Annotated in this window: 14 protein-coding genes; 11 read left to right on the top strand and 3 right to left on the bottom strand. The window is 56.7% G+C overall.

The genetic code is table 11. The annotated features are described in order from the left end of the window. Nucleotides 1–68: 68 nt before the first annotated feature. Nucleotides 69–1,424 (bottom strand): oxygen-independent coproporphyrinogen III oxidase, encoded by a 1,356-nt coding sequence (hemN, locus tag RLO149_RS17090; RefSeq protein ID WP_013963347.1) that lies wholly within the window; start codon nucleotides 1,422–1,424, stop codon nucleotides 69–71. Between the two features lie 63 nt (nucleotides 1,425–1,487). Here hemN and fnrL point away from each other — a divergent pair, with 63 nt between their 5' ends. Beyond that, entirely contained in the window at nucleotides 1,488–2,231 is a 744-nt protein-coding gene (fnrL, locus tag RLO149_RS17085) for a transcriptional regulator FnrL (RefSeq protein WP_013963346.1), read from the top strand. 21 nt (nucleotides 2,232–2,252) lie between these two features. On the opposite strand, the gene RLO149_RS17080 is transcribed toward fnrL, so the two are convergent. Further along, entirely contained in the window at nucleotides 2,253–3,089 is an 837-nt protein-coding gene (locus RLO149_RS17080) for a universal stress protein (protein ID WP_013963345.1), read from the bottom strand. Nucleotides 3,090–3,295: 206 nt separating this feature from the next. On the opposite strand from RLO149_RS17080, the gene ccoN reads away from it, so the two are divergent. From ccoN to ccoS, 8 genes are all read left to right on the top strand, one after another. After that, on the top strand, nucleotides 3,296–4,909 hold the full coding sequence (ccoN, locus tag RLO149_RS17075; RefSeq protein ID WP_013963344.1) for a cytochrome-c oxidase, cbb3-type subunit I: 1,614 nt from the start codon (nucleotides 3,296–3,298) through the stop codon (nucleotides 4,907–4,909). A 14-nt stretch (nucleotides 4,910–4,923) separates the two neighbouring features. Continuing rightward, nucleotides 4,924–5,649 carry a cytochrome-c oxidase, cbb3-type subunit II gene (ccoO, locus tag RLO149_RS17070; RefSeq protein WP_013963343.1) on the top strand — a complete coding sequence of 242 codons (726 nt, stop codon included), beginning with the start codon at nucleotides 4,924–4,926 and terminating at the stop codon, nucleotides 5,647–5,649. Between the two features lie 12 nt (nucleotides 5,650–5,661). Beyond that, nucleotides 5,662–5,847 (top strand): cbb3-type cytochrome c oxidase subunit 3, encoded by a 186-nt coding sequence (locus tag RLO149_RS17065; protein ID WP_013963342.1) that lies wholly within the window; start codon nucleotides 5,662–5,664, stop codon nucleotides 5,845–5,847. Continuing rightward, complete coding sequence (gene ccoP, locus RLO149_RS17060; RefSeq protein WP_044025407.1) at nucleotides 5,844–6,710, top strand: cytochrome-c oxidase, cbb3-type subunit III; 867 nt, start codon at nucleotides 5,844–5,846, stop codon at nucleotides 6,708–6,710. The genes RLO149_RS17065 and ccoP overlap by 4 nt, the downstream gene beginning before the upstream one ends. 107 nt (nucleotides 6,711–6,817) lie before the next feature. Beyond that, the gene (gene ccoG / locus RLO149_RS17055) at nucleotides 6,818–8,254 is read left to right on the top strand and encodes a cytochrome c oxidase accessory protein CcoG (RefSeq protein ID WP_013963340.1); all 1,437 of its coding nucleotides are present in this window, start codon (nucleotides 6,818–6,820) and stop codon (nucleotides 8,252–8,254) included. Next, nucleotides 8,251–8,715: a FixH family protein gene (locus RLO149_RS17050; RefSeq protein ID WP_013963339.1), complete on the top strand. Its 465-nt coding sequence runs from the start codon at nucleotides 8,251–8,253 to the stop codon at nucleotides 8,713–8,715. The genes ccoG and RLO149_RS17050 overlap by 4 nt, the downstream gene beginning before the upstream one ends. After that, nucleotides 8,712–10,901: a heavy metal translocating P-type ATPase gene (locus RLO149_RS17045; protein WP_013963338.1), complete on the top strand. Its 2,190-nt coding sequence runs from the start codon at nucleotides 8,712–8,714 to the stop codon at nucleotides 10,899–10,901. The genes RLO149_RS17050 and RLO149_RS17045 overlap by 4 nt, the downstream gene beginning before the upstream one ends. Further along, nucleotides 10,898–11,059 carry a cbb3-type cytochrome oxidase assembly protein CcoS gene (gene ccoS, locus RLO149_RS17040; RefSeq protein WP_013963337.1) on the top strand — a complete coding sequence of 54 codons (162 nt, stop codon included), beginning with the start codon at nucleotides 10,898–10,900 and terminating at the stop codon, nucleotides 11,057–11,059. Before RLO149_RS17045 ends, ccoS begins: the two co-directional genes overlap by 4 nt. A gap of 436 nt (nucleotides 11,060–11,495) precedes the next feature. Here the strand turns inward: ccoS and RLO149_RS17035 are convergent, their stop codons facing one another. Further along, nucleotides 11,496–12,959 carry a D-alanyl-D-alanine carboxypeptidase family protein gene (locus tag RLO149_RS17035; RefSeq protein WP_013963336.1) on the bottom strand — a complete coding sequence of 488 codons (1,464 nt, stop codon included), beginning with the start codon at nucleotides 12,957–12,959 and terminating at the stop codon, nucleotides 11,496–11,498. 394 nt (nucleotides 12,960–13,353) lie between these two features. Here RLO149_RS17035 and clpS point away from each other — a divergent pair, with 394 nt between their 5' ends. Together clpS and RLO149_RS17025 are read left to right on the top strand one after the other, a co-directional pair. Then, nucleotides 13,354–13,695 carry an ATP-dependent Clp protease adapter ClpS gene (gene clpS, locus RLO149_RS17030; protein WP_013963335.1) on the top strand — a complete coding sequence of 114 codons (342 nt, stop codon included), beginning with the start codon at nucleotides 13,354–13,356 and terminating at the stop codon, nucleotides 13,693–13,695. Between the two features lie 4 nt (nucleotides 13,696–13,699). Then, entirely contained in the window at nucleotides 13,700–14,695 is a 996-nt protein-coding gene (locus tag RLO149_RS17025; RefSeq protein ID WP_013963334.1) for a class I SAM-dependent methyltransferase, read from the top strand. Nucleotides 14,696–14,711 lie beyond the last annotated feature (16 nt).

Genomic DNA, 14,711 nt, shown 5'->3' with positions numbered 1-14,711 from the left:
CGTCATGCGAAAAACCTGAATCACGTAACGCTGCCTGAAATCAGGTACTTCGTCAGACGCTCTCATCCTCAGATTGCGGAAACATGTCCCGCGCTGGACATTTCATAGGCATCAAAATGGCGCGCTATGATCCGTGCCAGAGCGTGCCCATCGGGCAAAACCTGGAACCTGTCCTCTTTTAGTTGAACGATGTCACCAAAATGGGCTGCAGCGCGCCCCAACAGCGCCCGAATATGTGCCTCACGATTGGGGAACCGGGCGACCATGTCATCAATATCGACTTCAAAGTCGCACATAATGGCCTCAATCAGTCGCCCGCGCAGCTTATCATCCTCTGAAAAGCGATGTCCGCGCGATGTGGATAGCTCGCCCGTGCGAATGGACTTGGTGTACCCGGATGTTGACGGGTTGTTCTGTGCATAGCCTTGCGGGAAACGCGAAATGGCTGAGGCTCCTAGCCCAATGAGCACTTCGGCAGGCTCATCCGTATATCCCTGAAAATTGCGGCGCAGCTTGCCAGTCTTTGAGGCCACGGCCAGCGTGTCATGTGGCACGGCAAAATGATCGATCCCGATCTGGCGATACCCATCCCATTCGAACAGCTGACGTGCTGTTTCAAAAAGCTTCAGCCGCTCTTCAGGGGTGGGCAGGACATCAGATGGGATAAGAGACTGACGCCGCGCCATCCAAGGCACATGCGCATAGCCATAAAGAGCAACCCGATCAGGCGATAGTGTGAGAAGCTTCTGCACACTGGCGGCGATTTTTTCTGTCGTCTGGTGCGGCAGGCCAAAAAGAATGTCAGTGTTCAAGGATTTTATCCCGGACGCCCGCAACATATCCGCCGCGTAGCGTGTCACATCGAAGCTTTGCAGCCGCCCTATGGTTGTCTGGATTTCAACATCAAAATCCTGCACGCCAATTGAGGCGCGCGTCATGCCGGCGGCGGCCAGCGCATCGACCCGGGACTGGTCTATCTCATTGGGGTCAACTTCGACGGAAAACTCGCCATGTGGCGCCAGAGGTGCTACATCACTGATTGACCCGGCCAGATCCTCTATCATAGCCGCTTCAAAAAGGGTTGGGGTGCCGCCGCCCCAATGGACGCGGCTCAGGCTGATATCGGCTGGCAAGAGGTCCGCCAACAGACTCAATTCCGCTTTTAGTGTAGACAGATAGGCTAACACTGGGCCATTATTTGAGATACCCTGAGTGCGGCAGGCGCAGAACCAACACAACCGTCGGCAAAACGGTATGTGTAAGTACAGTGAAATGCGGCTTCCCGGTGGGATCGCAGTGATCCAAGAGCGTGTGTCAGCGCCCGTGGTGTCGACAGAAAACTGCGGGGCCGTTGGATAGCTCGTATAACGCGGTACTCTTGCGTCAAATAGACCCATTTTGGCGAGTTTGGATGTCAGTGTCATAGAGTCTGGATATGGTCTGGCGGAACGGTAAACTTTGACATGGATCAAGCGCGGAGAAATTTGATGCAAGAAGTCGCAGCGCCAAACATCAAGGAATGCGCGAATTGCCCGATCAGGCATCGGGCGGTCTGCGCGCGGTGTGATACTGAAGAATTGGCGCTTCTTGAGGATATAAAATACTATCGGAGCTTCTCTGCGGGACAGACAATCATGTGGTCAGGGGACCGTATGGATTTTGTTGCATCAGTCGTCTCCGGCGTTGCTTCTTTGACCCAGACGATGGAAGACGGGCGCACGCAGATGGTCGGTCTGTTGTTGCCATCAGACTTTGTCGGGCGTCCGGGGCGCGAAATTGCGACCTATACCGTCACCGCGACAAGCGACCTGGTCATGTGTTGTTTCAGACGCAAACCTTTCGAGCAGATGATCTCGTCGACACCTCATGTGGCGCACCGACTGCTCGAGATGACGCTGGACGAACTGGATGCAGCACGCGAGTGGATGCTTGTGCTGGGCCGCAAAACAGCGCGCGAAAAAATTGCCAGTCTGCTTGCGATTATTGCGCGGCGGGATGCGATCCTGTCCAAGCACGCAGCATCCAATAGCCTCGTCTTTGATCTGCCTCTGACCCGCGAGGCGATGTCTGACTATCTGGGCCTTACTCTGGAAACCGTCAGCAGGCAAATGTCGGCGTTGAAAAAAGACGGAGTCGTCGTGCTGGAGGGCAAGCGGCGCATCGTGGTGCCAAATATGGACCGCCTCATGGAAGAGGCGGGTGATGACAGCGATGGCGGCTTCCTGAGCTAAAGAAAGCTCTGGTCACGACGGCTAGTGTGCCATCATGACCGGAACCTTGCTGTGTTCGAGCATGTCGCGGGTGGCACCGCCCAGAACGGCTTCGCGGAAGCGTGAATGCCCATATCCCCCCATGACAAGCAGATCGGACCCGGTTTCCGTCACATATTGCGACAGCCTTTCACTGACCTTTTGGCCTGAACGTGTCATGACGTTGATGTCGCAGCGTATGCCGTGGCGTGACAGGTAAACCGCCAGCGCCCCACCCGGGTCAGACCGCTCTGGCCCGGTTTCCGGCGGGTCAATGATGGCGATGTGGATGTGCTTGGCCTTTTGCAGGTACGGTATTGCCGCTTTGATGGCGCGCAGGGCTTCGGTGCTTTCGTTCCACCCGATCACGATGCTTTGAGGGCGCGCCACGGCTGCGCCTTCGGGGACGACGACCGTGGGACAATCCGCTTCGAACAAGAAGCCCTCAAGAATACTGCAATCGTCGGTTTGCGTGGGTGTCCCATAGGGCAGGCCCACGATGGCAAGGTCCGCAAAGCGCGCCTGGGTGGCGACAGTCCGTCCCAGACTTGCAATTGGGGCGATGCTGTTGATGACATCCCAGCGCAACAAAGAGCTTTGCAGGTACGCGCGCACTTCGGCCTGAATATGATTTGCAGATTCGTGCGCGGTCTCGATTGCGGCATGCATCACGACCGCGTTCGATCCGATTTCGAAATAGGTGTTCGGTGTGCGGTCGACACCCACACAAAGCACCTCCAGATGAGCGTCCTGTGCTTCAGCCGTTGCTGCCGAAAATGCCAGCGCCGGTGAGGTTTCGTCAAAGGACGTAAGCGCTGTGAATACAGACTTGTAAGCCATATATTGCTCCTTTTTTGCCGCAGATTACGGGCATTCTACCTTGCCTGAACGGAGTTTCCTTGATCCGCATCATTTAAAATCTCGGCCCGTGTTGATGCAGATCAAAGAATTCAAAGTCTTGGCGCGTAAAACACACCTCATAACTCATAAGATTTGTGTGGGCGGACTCCGTCTGCACATAGCCGAGACGGAAGGGAAACCGGAACATGGATACCGGAACACTGAATTACCTGAAGCTGGTGACATACGGGCTTGTTGCGCTGATTGCGATGATCGCAGCCAGCTATGCGCGCGATCTGTCTTACCAGGTTCACATGATTATCTTTATGCTTGTTGCCGGTGGCCTGTTTCTGGTCACGCTGCGCAATACGGATGAACCTGCCACACCCATTGCGAAAGATGAGTATTTTGACAGCGTTGTCCGCGCAGGCGTGATTGCGACAGCCTTTTGGGGTATTGTGGGCTTCTTGGTGGGCGTGGTCATCGCCTTTCAACTGGCCTTTCCCAGCCTCAATTTCGAATGGGCCGAAGGCTACGCCAACTTTGGGCGGCTGCGGCCTCTGCACACCTCGGCAGTGATTTTCGCCTTTGGGGGCAACGCCCTGATCGCAACAGCCTTTTTCGTGGTGCAGCGCACGTCCGCGGCGCGGCTGTGGGGCGGTAATCTGGGGTGGTTCGTCTTTTGGGGCTACCAGCTGTTCATCGTTCTGGCGGCGACCGGGTATCTGTTGGGCGGCACACAATCCAAGGAATACGCCGAACCCGAATGGTATGTGGACATTTGGCTGACCATCGTCTGGTTGGCGTTCCTTGCCTGCTATCTCGGGACAATCATCAAGCGGAAAGAGCCACACATCTACGTGGCCAACTGGTTCTATCTGGCTTTCATCGTGACGGTTGCGATGCTGCATGTGGTCAATAACATCTCGATCCCCGTGTCGATCTGGGGGTCCAAATCCGTGCAGGTCTTTTCGGGCGTGCAGGATGCGATGGTGCAGTGGTGGTATGGCCATAACGCCGTCGGCTTCTTTCTGACCGCCGGGTTCCTGGGGATGATGTACTATTTCGTGCCCAAGCAGGCCGAACGCCCCGTATTCTCGTACAAACTGTCGATCATCCACTTCTGGGCGCTGATCTTTCTGTACATCTGGGCGGGCCCGCACCACTTGCACTACACAGCTTTGCCTGACTGGGCGGCGACACTGGGTATGGTCTTTTCGATCATCCTGTGGATGCCAAGCTGGGGTGGTATGATCAATGGTCTGATGACGCTGCAAGGTGCCTGGGACAAGCTGCGCACCGATCCGGTTCTGCGGATGATGGTGACCTCGCTGGCCTTTTACGGCATGTCCACCTTTGAGGGTCCGATGATGTCGATCCGCGCGGTGAACTCTCTGTCGCATTACACCGACTGGACCATCGGGCACGTGCATTCCGGTGCGCTTGGCTGGAACGGGCTGATCACCTTCGGCGCGCTCTACTACCTCGTGCCGGTGCTGTGGAAGCGCGAGCGTCTCTATTCGCTCAGCCTCGTCAGCTGGCACTTCTGGCTCGCCACCATTGGCATCGTGCTCTACGCGGCGTCCATGTGGGTCACCGGTATCATGGAGGGCCTGATGTGGCGCGAAGTGGACGCCAACGGCTTCCTCGTGAACTCTTTCGCCGACACCGTCAGTGCGAAGTTCCCGATGTATGTGGTCCGTGGTCTGGGCGGGGTTATGTTCCTCTCCGGCGCGCTGATCATGTGTTACAACCTTTGGATGACTGTAAAGGCTGCGCCCGCTAAAGCGCCGCTCGGCACAGCTGTCCCTGCTGAATAAGGAGGGATCAGTACATGTCGATCCTCGCAAAACACAAGTTCATTGAAACCAACGCAACGCTGTTGCTGGTGTTGAGCTTCCTTGTGGTAACAATCGGGGGGCTGGTGCAGATCACCCCCTTGTTTTACCTCGAAAATACCATCGAAAAGGTCGATGGGATGCGGCCTTATTCGCCGCTGGAACTGACGGGCCGTGACATCTATATCCGCGAAGGCTGCTATGTCTGTCACAGTCAGATGATCCGCCCCATGCGCGACGAAGTTGAACGCTATGGTCACTATTCACTGGCGGCCGAATCCATGTACGATCATCCGTTCCAGTGGGGTTCAAAGCGGACAGGGCCGGACCTGGCGCGTGTTGGCGGTCGCTACTCGGATGACTGGCACATTGATCACCTGCGCGATCCGCAGTCGGTTGTGCCCGAATCGATCATGCCTAAGTATGGCTTTCTTGAGAGAAAGCTCATCGAGCCGGATTATGTGGCTGACCTGATGTCCACACACCGGTTCGTTGGTGTGCCTTACACTGATGATATGATCGCCGCAGCAAGTGCAGATTTCCGTGCACAGGCTGATCCCGACAGCGACTATGACGATATGCTGGAACGCTATCCGGGGGCGCAGGTGCGCAACTTTGACGGGGCGCCGGGCATCTCCGAAGCGGATGCGCTGATTGCTTATTTGCAGATGCTGGGCACGCTGGTCGATTTCTCGACCTTCACCCCAGATGCAAGCCGCTGAGGAGGAATAGAAATGGAAACCTATTCCCTGCTGCGTGAATTTGCCGATAGCTGGATGCTCTTGTTATTGTTTTGTATTTTCGTGGGCATCTGGTTTTGGGTCGCGCGACCCGGATCAAACAAGCTGCATGAAGAAGCCAAAACCATGATCTTCCGAAATGATGACCGACCCGCCCCGCAAGAGGAGGCAAAAAAATGACCAAAGTCCCCCCAAAACAAGAAGGTGATCCCGACACCACCGGCCACAGCTGGGACGGGATCGAGGAATTCGACAACCCGATGCCGCGGTGGTGGCTCTGGTGCTTCTATCTGACCATTATCTGGGGTGTCGCCTACACGATTGCCTATCCCGCATGGCCGCTGGTGTCCTCTGCGACCTCGGGATTGCTGGGCTATTCCACGCGCGGTGAAGTCGCAGAAGAGATCGCAGCGGTAGAAACTGCAAATGAGGGAATCAACGCCCGCCTTGCCTCTGTGGAGTTGACAGAAATATCTGCCGATGCGGACCTGAACACCTATGCAACGTCAGCCGGTGCGGCCGTGTTCCGCACATGGTGCACCCAGTGCCATGGCTCCGGTGCAGCCGGTTTCGTGGGCTATCCCAACCTTCTGGATGATGACTGGCTCTGGGGCGGTGACATTGAAAACATTCATGCCACCATCTCGCACGGCATCCGTAACGAAGATGACGACGATGCACGCTATTCGGAAATGCCTGCCTTTGGCGAGATTCTCGAACCAGAAGAAATCACATCCGTGGTCAACTACGTGATGGACCTGTCCGGTGCCACGCCACTTGATGCCGCACAGGTCAGCGCCGGATCAGAGGTTTATCTGGACAACTGCAGCGCGTGTCACGGCGAAGAAGGTCTTGGGGATCGTGATCAGGGTGCTCCGAACCTTGCGGACGCAATCTGGCTCTATGGCGGTGACTATGACACCTTGATCGAGACTGTGACCTACAGTCGCTATGGCGTCATGCCACCTTGGACTCAGCGCCTTTCCGAGGCTGAAATCCGGGCAGTCTCCGTCTACGTGCACCAGCTGGGCGGCGGCGAATAACTTAACGCCACGTCACGAAAAATCAGGCGCGGTTTTGATGCACATCAAGGCCGCGCCTTACGCAATCAGACTAGTTTGTGCGTGACCGTAACCCGGAGTGAACCGCTTTGTCCGATCAGGCCACACCACCCAGCCTATACGCAGCCCGCGAACCGATCTTTCCACGCCGGGTTTCCGGCCCCTTTCGCAATTTCAAATGGATCATCCTGATTGTTACGTTGAGCATCTATTATATTGTGCCCTGGATCAGGTGGGATCGTGGACCGGATCTGCCAAATCAGGCGGTTCTGCTCGACCTTGCAAACCGCCGGTTCTATTTCTTCTGGATCGATATCTGGAGCCATGAATTCTATTTTGTCGCCGGGCTGTTGATCATGGCTGGCCTTGGGTTGTTCCTGTTTACCTCTGCGCTGGGGCGTGTGTGGTGTGGATATGCCTGTCCGCAGACCGTCTGGACCGATCTGTTCATTCTGGTGGAGCGTTGGATCGAAGGGGACCGCAACGCGCGGCTGCGCCTGCACCGTCAGGAGAAAATGGACGCGCGCAAGTTGCGGCTCAGGATGACGAAATGGACGGTCTGGCTGTTTATTTCTGTGGCGACAGGCGGGGCTTGGGTGTTTTATTTCGCCGATGCACCGACGCTGCTCGTCAATCTGTTCACCGGTCAGGCGGCGGCTGTGGCCTATATCACGGTGGCCATTCTGACCGCGACAACCTTTGTCTTTGGCGGATTCGCACGCGAACAAATCTGTATCTACGCCTGCCCGTGGCCGCGCATTCAGGGCGCGATGATGGATGAGGATACGTTAACCGTTGCTTATCGCCCGTGGCGTGGTGAACCGCGCAAGCACTCCGAAGAAGTGCAGGCCGGCGAGCCGATGGGCGACTGCATTGACTGTATGGCCTGTGTCAACGTCTGCCCCGTGGGGATCGATATTCGCGACGGCCAGCAGATGGAATGTATCACCTGCGCGCTGTGCATTGATGCCTGCGATGACGTCATGGCCAAGATCGGCAAGCCGCGTGGTCTGATAGACTACCTTGCCCTGTCGGATGAGAAACTTGAACGTGCGGGCAATGCGCCCCGTCCGATCTGGAAGCATATCTTCCGCCCTAGGACGCTGATTTACACCGCGCTTTGGGGCGGTGTTGGTGTGGCTTTGCTTGTGGCGCTTTTTATCCGTGCTGACATCGAAGTCACGGTTGCACCGGTGCGCAACCCCACTTTTGTAACCATGTCTGACGGGTCTATTCGCAACACATATGACATTCGCCTGCGCAACAAGAACAACGAAGAGCGGCTGTTCCGAATTGCCGTGCAAGGTGATCCGGCAGTGCGCATCCAACTGGAAGGCACGCCCTATGGGTCGGTTTCCGTCGGCGCGGATGCCTCGCACCTGCAGCGCGTCTATGTGATCGCGCCGCCGAATTCAGGCCCAGCAGAGGGTGATCACACCGACCTGCGTTTCTGGATCGAAGATCTCACAAACGGGGACCGGGCCTACAAGGACAGCAACTTCACAGGGAAGGCTATAAACCAATGACCAGAGAATTGACCGGACGCCATGTGGCTTTGATCTTCTGCAGCGCGTTTTCCGTGATCATCGCCGTCAACCTGACCCTTGCATTCAATGCCGTCAGCACCTTTCCAGGACTTGAGGTCAAGAACTCCTACGTTGCAAGCCAGAGCTTTGACAAAGATCGAGAAGTCCAGCATTCGCTTGGCTGGTCCGTTTATGCAGAGGCGCGTGAGGGCCAGGTATTGCTTTCCGTGACAGATGCCGCCGGTCAGCCGGTTGAAGTGGCGAGCCTTGAGGCAACGCTTGGGCGCGCCACGCATGTCAAAGATGATTCTACGCCTGATTTTCAGTTTGATGGGAAAAGGTATGTGGCTCCGGTCGATCTGGCGCCGGGGAACTGGAATATCCGCATGTCGGCCACATCGACTGACGGGCGGCTGTTTCGCCAGCGTGTGATCCTGCACGTTCCAAAGGCGCGTTCATGACGGCAACCGCTACAAATGGCCCGACAAGCTGTCCCGGTTGCCTCGCCGCACCCGCCGAGCGTGTTGATGTGCCGTTGCCAGATGCGCAGCTGGCCCTGTCTTTGCCGACCATTCACTGTCAGGCGTGCATTTCCAAAGTTGAGAACAGCCTGACAGCGCATTCCGGGGTGCGCGCGGCACGCGTCAACCTGACACGCAAACGTGTGATGATTGATGCAGCCCCCGGTGTGACGGCTCAGGAGCTTGCCGATCTGGTGATCTCGGCGGGCTTTGAAGCGCATGAGCTTGATATCGCCGCGCTCTCGCAAACGCGGACCGATGCCGCAAGCCGCGATATCCTGATGCGCCTTGCGGTCGCTGGTTTTGCAGCCATGAATGTGATGCTGCTCTCTGTTGCGGTCTGGTCCGGGGCGACAGACGCCACCCGCGATATGTTCCATTGGATCTCAGCGGCGATCACTCTGCCTGCCCTTGCCTTTTCCGCCCAACCATTTTTCCGAAACGCATGGGCCGCGCTACGGGCAGGGCGGCTCAACATGGACGTGCCGATCACACTGGCCATCGTGCTGGCGGTGGCGACATCCCTTTGGGAAACAGGGCTTTCCGGTAAGCATGCCTATTTTGACGCAGCCTTGACGCTGACCTTCTTTTTGCTGGCAGGCCGGTGGCTTGATGCACGCGCGCGTTCTGCTGCGCGCTCAGCGGCCGAAGAGTTGACCGCATTGGAGGTCCCGCGGGCTTTCCGGGTGCATATGGGACAAACGAGCGAAGTCGCGGTGAGCGCACTGCGCCTCGGGGACCATGTGATGGTGCGCCCCGGCGCCCGCGCACCCGTAGACGGCGTCGTGATTGAAGGCACATCCGAGGTTGATCGATCTGCGCTGACGGGCGAGGCGATGCCGGTGATGCGCACCGTCGGTGATCCGATGAGTACGGGCGAGGTAAATCTTACAGGGCCATTGACGCTTGAGGCCACGGCGGTTGGCACGGACACATCATTGCACCAATTGGCTGCTCTGGTTGCGGTCGCCGAAAGCGGGCGGTCCCGGTATACGTCGCTGGCGGATCGCGCGGCCAAGCTTTATGCGCCGGGGGTACATATTCTGTCGGCACTGGCTTTTATGGGCTGGCTGTTGTGGTCCGGCGACATGCGTGTGTCTCTCAACATCGCGGCGGCAGTGTTGATCATCACCTGCCCCTGCGCCCTTGGACTTGCAGTGCCAGCCGTTACAACTGCAGCTTCCGGGCGGCTGTTTCGAAAAGGTCTTCTCATCAAGAATGCCACCGCGTTGGAGCGTCTGGCAGAGGTGGATACTGTCGTCTTTGACAAAACTGGTACGGTTACATTGGGCACCCCGCGCGCCACCAACTGGCGTGATTTGACGCCGCGGCAAAGATCGTTGGCATATGCGCTGGCGCGGGGATCGTCACATCCATTGTCGCAGGCCATTGTGTCGGCTGCGCAAAGCGATGAAACTGCTCATATCGTGCTCAGCGACCTGACGGAGCAACCGGGGTATGGTACGCAAGCCCAATACGCAGAGAAAACAGTTCGTCTGGGACGCCCCGAATGGATCGGGGTTTCGACCGAGGTTGAAGTACTCTGCACCGTGTTGGATACCGGTGATGGCGCGCCAGCGATCTTGCACTTCGAAGACCGTCCGCGTCCGGGCGCTGCCGAGTTGATGGCCGCACTTAATAGGCAGAGTATCCCGGTCATTCTGCTTTCTGGTGATCGTCAAACGCCGGTCGCCCAAACGGCCGCTCAACTGGGGATGTCGGATTTTGCTGCGGAAATGCTGCCGGCTGACAAGGTGGCATTCGTCCAGCGTCTGACAGATGAGGGCCGCCACGTTCTAATGGTAGGGGATGGTCTGAACGATACGGGCGCGCTGGCGGCGGCACATGTTTCAATTAGCCCGGCGCAGGCTTTGGATGCAGCACGCGCAGCGTCTGACATCGTATTGTTGGGTCAAGATTTGATGCCTGTTGCCGACGCACTTGCAACCGCACGGATGGCCACCAAACGGATTCGTGAGAATTTTCGCATCGCGACGGTGTACAATATTGTTGCGGTGCCTCTTGCCGTCGCTGGTCTGGCAACGCCGTTGATCGCGGCCTTGGCGATGTCTACGTCCTCGCTGACGGTATCGCTTAATGCACTGCGGATCAGGGGGCGTGGGTGAACGTTCTGGCCTACCTCATCCCCATTTCTCTGATCTTGGGGGGGCTCGGGTTGGCCGGGTTTCTGTATACCCTGCGCAGCCGCCAGTACGAAGACCCCGAAGGCGACAGCCGCCGGATCCTGAATGATGAATGGGACGATAAGCCGAAAAGCGACTAAAGCGTCATGCGAAAAACCTGAATCACATAACGCTGCCTGAAATCAAAGATTTCAACGCGTTACGTGATACTTGATGTTTCAGGTATTTCGTCAGACGCTCTAGGCTACGCGCCTTTGTCTTCTGCCTGCCGAAGCTAGGCCCTGTCCGAACATAGTCAGGTATTCAGAAAAATGATTCTGTCGGTGTGATCTGAGAATGCGACGTTCACCCCCTGTTTTTCATCGACTGCGGTGCAACCTAGCTGGTCATCCCGCCCTATTTTTCAAAAGCCATTCGAACGCGTCCTGACTTCATGTCATGCAGGCAGCGTCCAGAAAATCCCCTCACGCGCCCCGGCACGGCATGCAGATGCCGCAGCTTTGTTTTGGTCAGGTTACAGGTTGCGACCACGCATTTGGTGCCGGTGGTTTCCTATGTCCTGAACTTCGTTTGGATTCAGGAGGGCCCGACTGTTTTGCAGGAAATGTTACGTGCCTCAAGGCGACGACAGGCGAGGTCGGCGGAATCTTCGGTCATCCCGAGAAAATTTGCATCAAAGCCAGTCGGTCGGCGCACGACCTTGCGCAACGTCCCGTCCAGTGTCTCCATCTCCGTGAGCGCGGTTGTCAAAAGGGCGCGTTCTGCCAGATACCGACTGCCGAACTGTCCCACATTTACGCCCCATTGCCGCCCGCCTGATGTTGAAAGCCGGGTTACGACTTCATTTTCCACTGGCTGATCCAATGACGCGTTTATGAGATCCTTGGGCCGCATGGCGGGCCTGATGGACACTGGGGCGACACCGCCCAATGGGGCCGCTGTGCTTGGTGCCGGCGTTTCCTGTGCTTCAATCAATGCTGATTTTATATCGCTATTCAGAATTCCGGTTGTGCTTGCGATGCTTGCGGTCGAAGTCTTCGCTTCTTCGACGGCGGCTATGATGTCCTCGGCGTTTACCGGGCTTGCTACCGCGGCCGATGCGACCGTGGGTCTTATTTGGGGCCGCAGACTGGCTGTCATGATCGTAGCGTCACGCGTTCCCTGACGGCTGGAGGCAAAGTAGGACGGCTTTTGAGGTTTGCGCACTGTTGCCCGACTGGGGGCACGTTTGAACCCCATATCAAGCAGCTCTGCGACACGTGCATTGCGCGCGATCGTCGACGTGCCTCCAAAAACAGTTGCGATAATACGTTCCTGTCCGCGCTCTGCTGAGGCAACAAGATTGAATCCAGCAGCGCGCGTGTAGCCGGTTTTTATCCCATCGGCGCCGCGGTATGCCGCCAAGAGGCGTCGGTTCGTATTCGCGACATCCCGCACACCCGCATGTGTCGAGCGACGGGAAAACAGATTATAATATTCGGGATAATCATAAAGCACATGACGGCCCAACAGGGACATATCACGCGCTGTGGACATATGTCCGCTTTCCGTCAGACCGTGCGCATTCTTGAAGGTTGTGCGGGTCATGCCCAGTTCTTTTGCGGTCCGCGTCATACGCCGCGCAAATGCTGCTTCTGACCCTTCGAGCGCTTCACCAATAGCGGTTGCGGCATCATTTGCAGATTTGATCGCAGCGGCGCGTATCAGATAGCGAAAGGCGATCCGCTGGCCTGATTTCAGCCCAAGCTTCGAGGGAGGCTCGGATGCGGCAAAGCGGGAAATCTTGACTTTGGTATCCAGCGAAATCTCACCGTTTTCGACAGCTTGAAAAGCGATATAAAGCGTCATCATCTTGGTCAAGGATGCAGGGTGAAGCCGTGTGTCCGCGTTACGTGAATGCAAGACCTCGCCCGTCCGCGCATCCATCACAAATGCCGCATAGGGGGCCGCTGCTGCACTGAGAGGTAAAATAACAAGCATCCATAAAACTGCGAATGCATATAGCCCATAGCGGGCCGGCCAGGTGCGCCGAACCTTCATGATAACCGCCTTTTTTTCTGCCTCATGCCGCCGAATTTTTTCGACTGGCTTTATTAGCGCTGACGCTAACACAGCTTTTGATTTCGATAAACCATTGAATTAAAGCGAAGGCGTTAAGTTTCGATGAAGCTTAAACTTGATGCAAATTAAGCGCAGGCATCAGCCGTTTTCGACAAAGACGAGCGTAACTCTGCCAAAATGCGCTGAGCCGCGGTTGTTTCACCGGGGCGGCGGTGCGATTCTCTGGATCATTCAACGGTGGCGCAGACCGCAGTGACATCGAACTTGGTAAGGGGCGGAATTTTCCGCTTAGCCTTGCCCCTTTTCTAAACGCTCAGACAGGTTATATAAGCGGTTCAAGGACTCACCACACCCGTCAACATCAGGAGCAGCAATGCACCGCGATTTATACATGATGTCGGACCGTTCGGAAGACGATGGCGATACGTCCATCCTGACCGCTACGAAACCGAAGACAAAGCGCCCGCCGCTTTACAAGGTTTTGTTGCTGAACGACGATTTCACGCCAATGGAATTTGTGGTGCATGTGCTTGAGCGGTTCTTTGGCCTCAATCATGCACAAGCGTTTGAGATCATGCTGACAGTGCACAAAAAAGGTGTCGCGGTCGTTGGCGTCTTCAGCCACGAAATCGCTGAAACGAAAGTGGCGCAGGTGATGGATTTTGCGCGCCGCCACCAGCATCCACTACAGTGCACCATGGAAAAAGAAGAGTAATCTGGTGATCGACGCCCGTCTGGTGCTGGCTCTGAGTGAGGGTGGCCTTGTGCTGCCCGACACTGGCCAAATCACGGTTGTGAAGCCGCCTGTCGATGCGCGGCTCGTGGATCTGCCGCGTGAGCGGACCTGCATCATAGATGGGTTCAAACCCGCATATGACACGTGGAAAACGCGGGATTACCACTGCGAGACTGAACTCACTTCACCGAACGCCGCAACGATTTTATGCCTGCCCCGCGCCAAAAAGGAAGCGCGCACCTTGATCGCACAGGCCATGTCGCTGAGCGCGGGCGTGGTGATCATAGATGGGCAAAAAACTGACGGTATCGACAGTATTCTGCGTGACATGCGCAAGCGTATTGAGGTGTCTGCGCCAATTTCCAAAGCTCATGGCAAGTTGTTCTGGTGCGCAACGCCGGTTGCAAGCGTGTTTGCAGACTGGCGCGACGGGCCCACTCTGACCGAAGGCGGGTTCTGGACGGCACCGGGCGTTTTTTCAGCGGACGAAATAGATCCGGCTTCGGCTTTGCTGGCGGATGCTTTGCCCGCCAAGCTTGGGCGCGATGTTGCAGATCTTGGGGCGGGGTGGGGATTTCTGTCTGCGCACATCCTGACCCGTCCAGAGATCGAAGCGGTACACCTTGTCGAGGCTGATCATATGGCGCTCGAATGCGCGCGGCGCAATGTGACTGACCCAAGGGCTGTGTTTCATTGGGCCGATGTCACCACATGGCAAGCAGAGCGCAAGGTGGACACGGTGGTGATGAACCCCCCGTTTCATACATCCCGTGCGGCAGATCCAGCACTGGGGCAGGCGTTTGTCAGGGCTGCGGCGGGGATGCTCAAGCCGCAGGGGCAGCTCTGGATGGTGGCAAACCGCCATTTGCCTTACGAACAGTGCCTGCAAGACAGCTTTGCAAATTGCTTTGAAGTTGGCGGTGATACACGCTTTAAACTGTTTCATGCAGCGCGTCCAAAACGACAGGTCCGGCGCTAGGCTGGCTGTCCCGAAA

The organism is Roseobacter litoralis Och 149 (genome assembly GCF_000154785.2).
Classification (GTDB): domain Bacteria; phylum Pseudomonadota; class Alphaproteobacteria; order Rhodobacterales; family Rhodobacteraceae; genus Roseobacter; species Roseobacter litoralis.
This window is presented reverse-complemented; position numbering and strand designations above follow the sequence as displayed.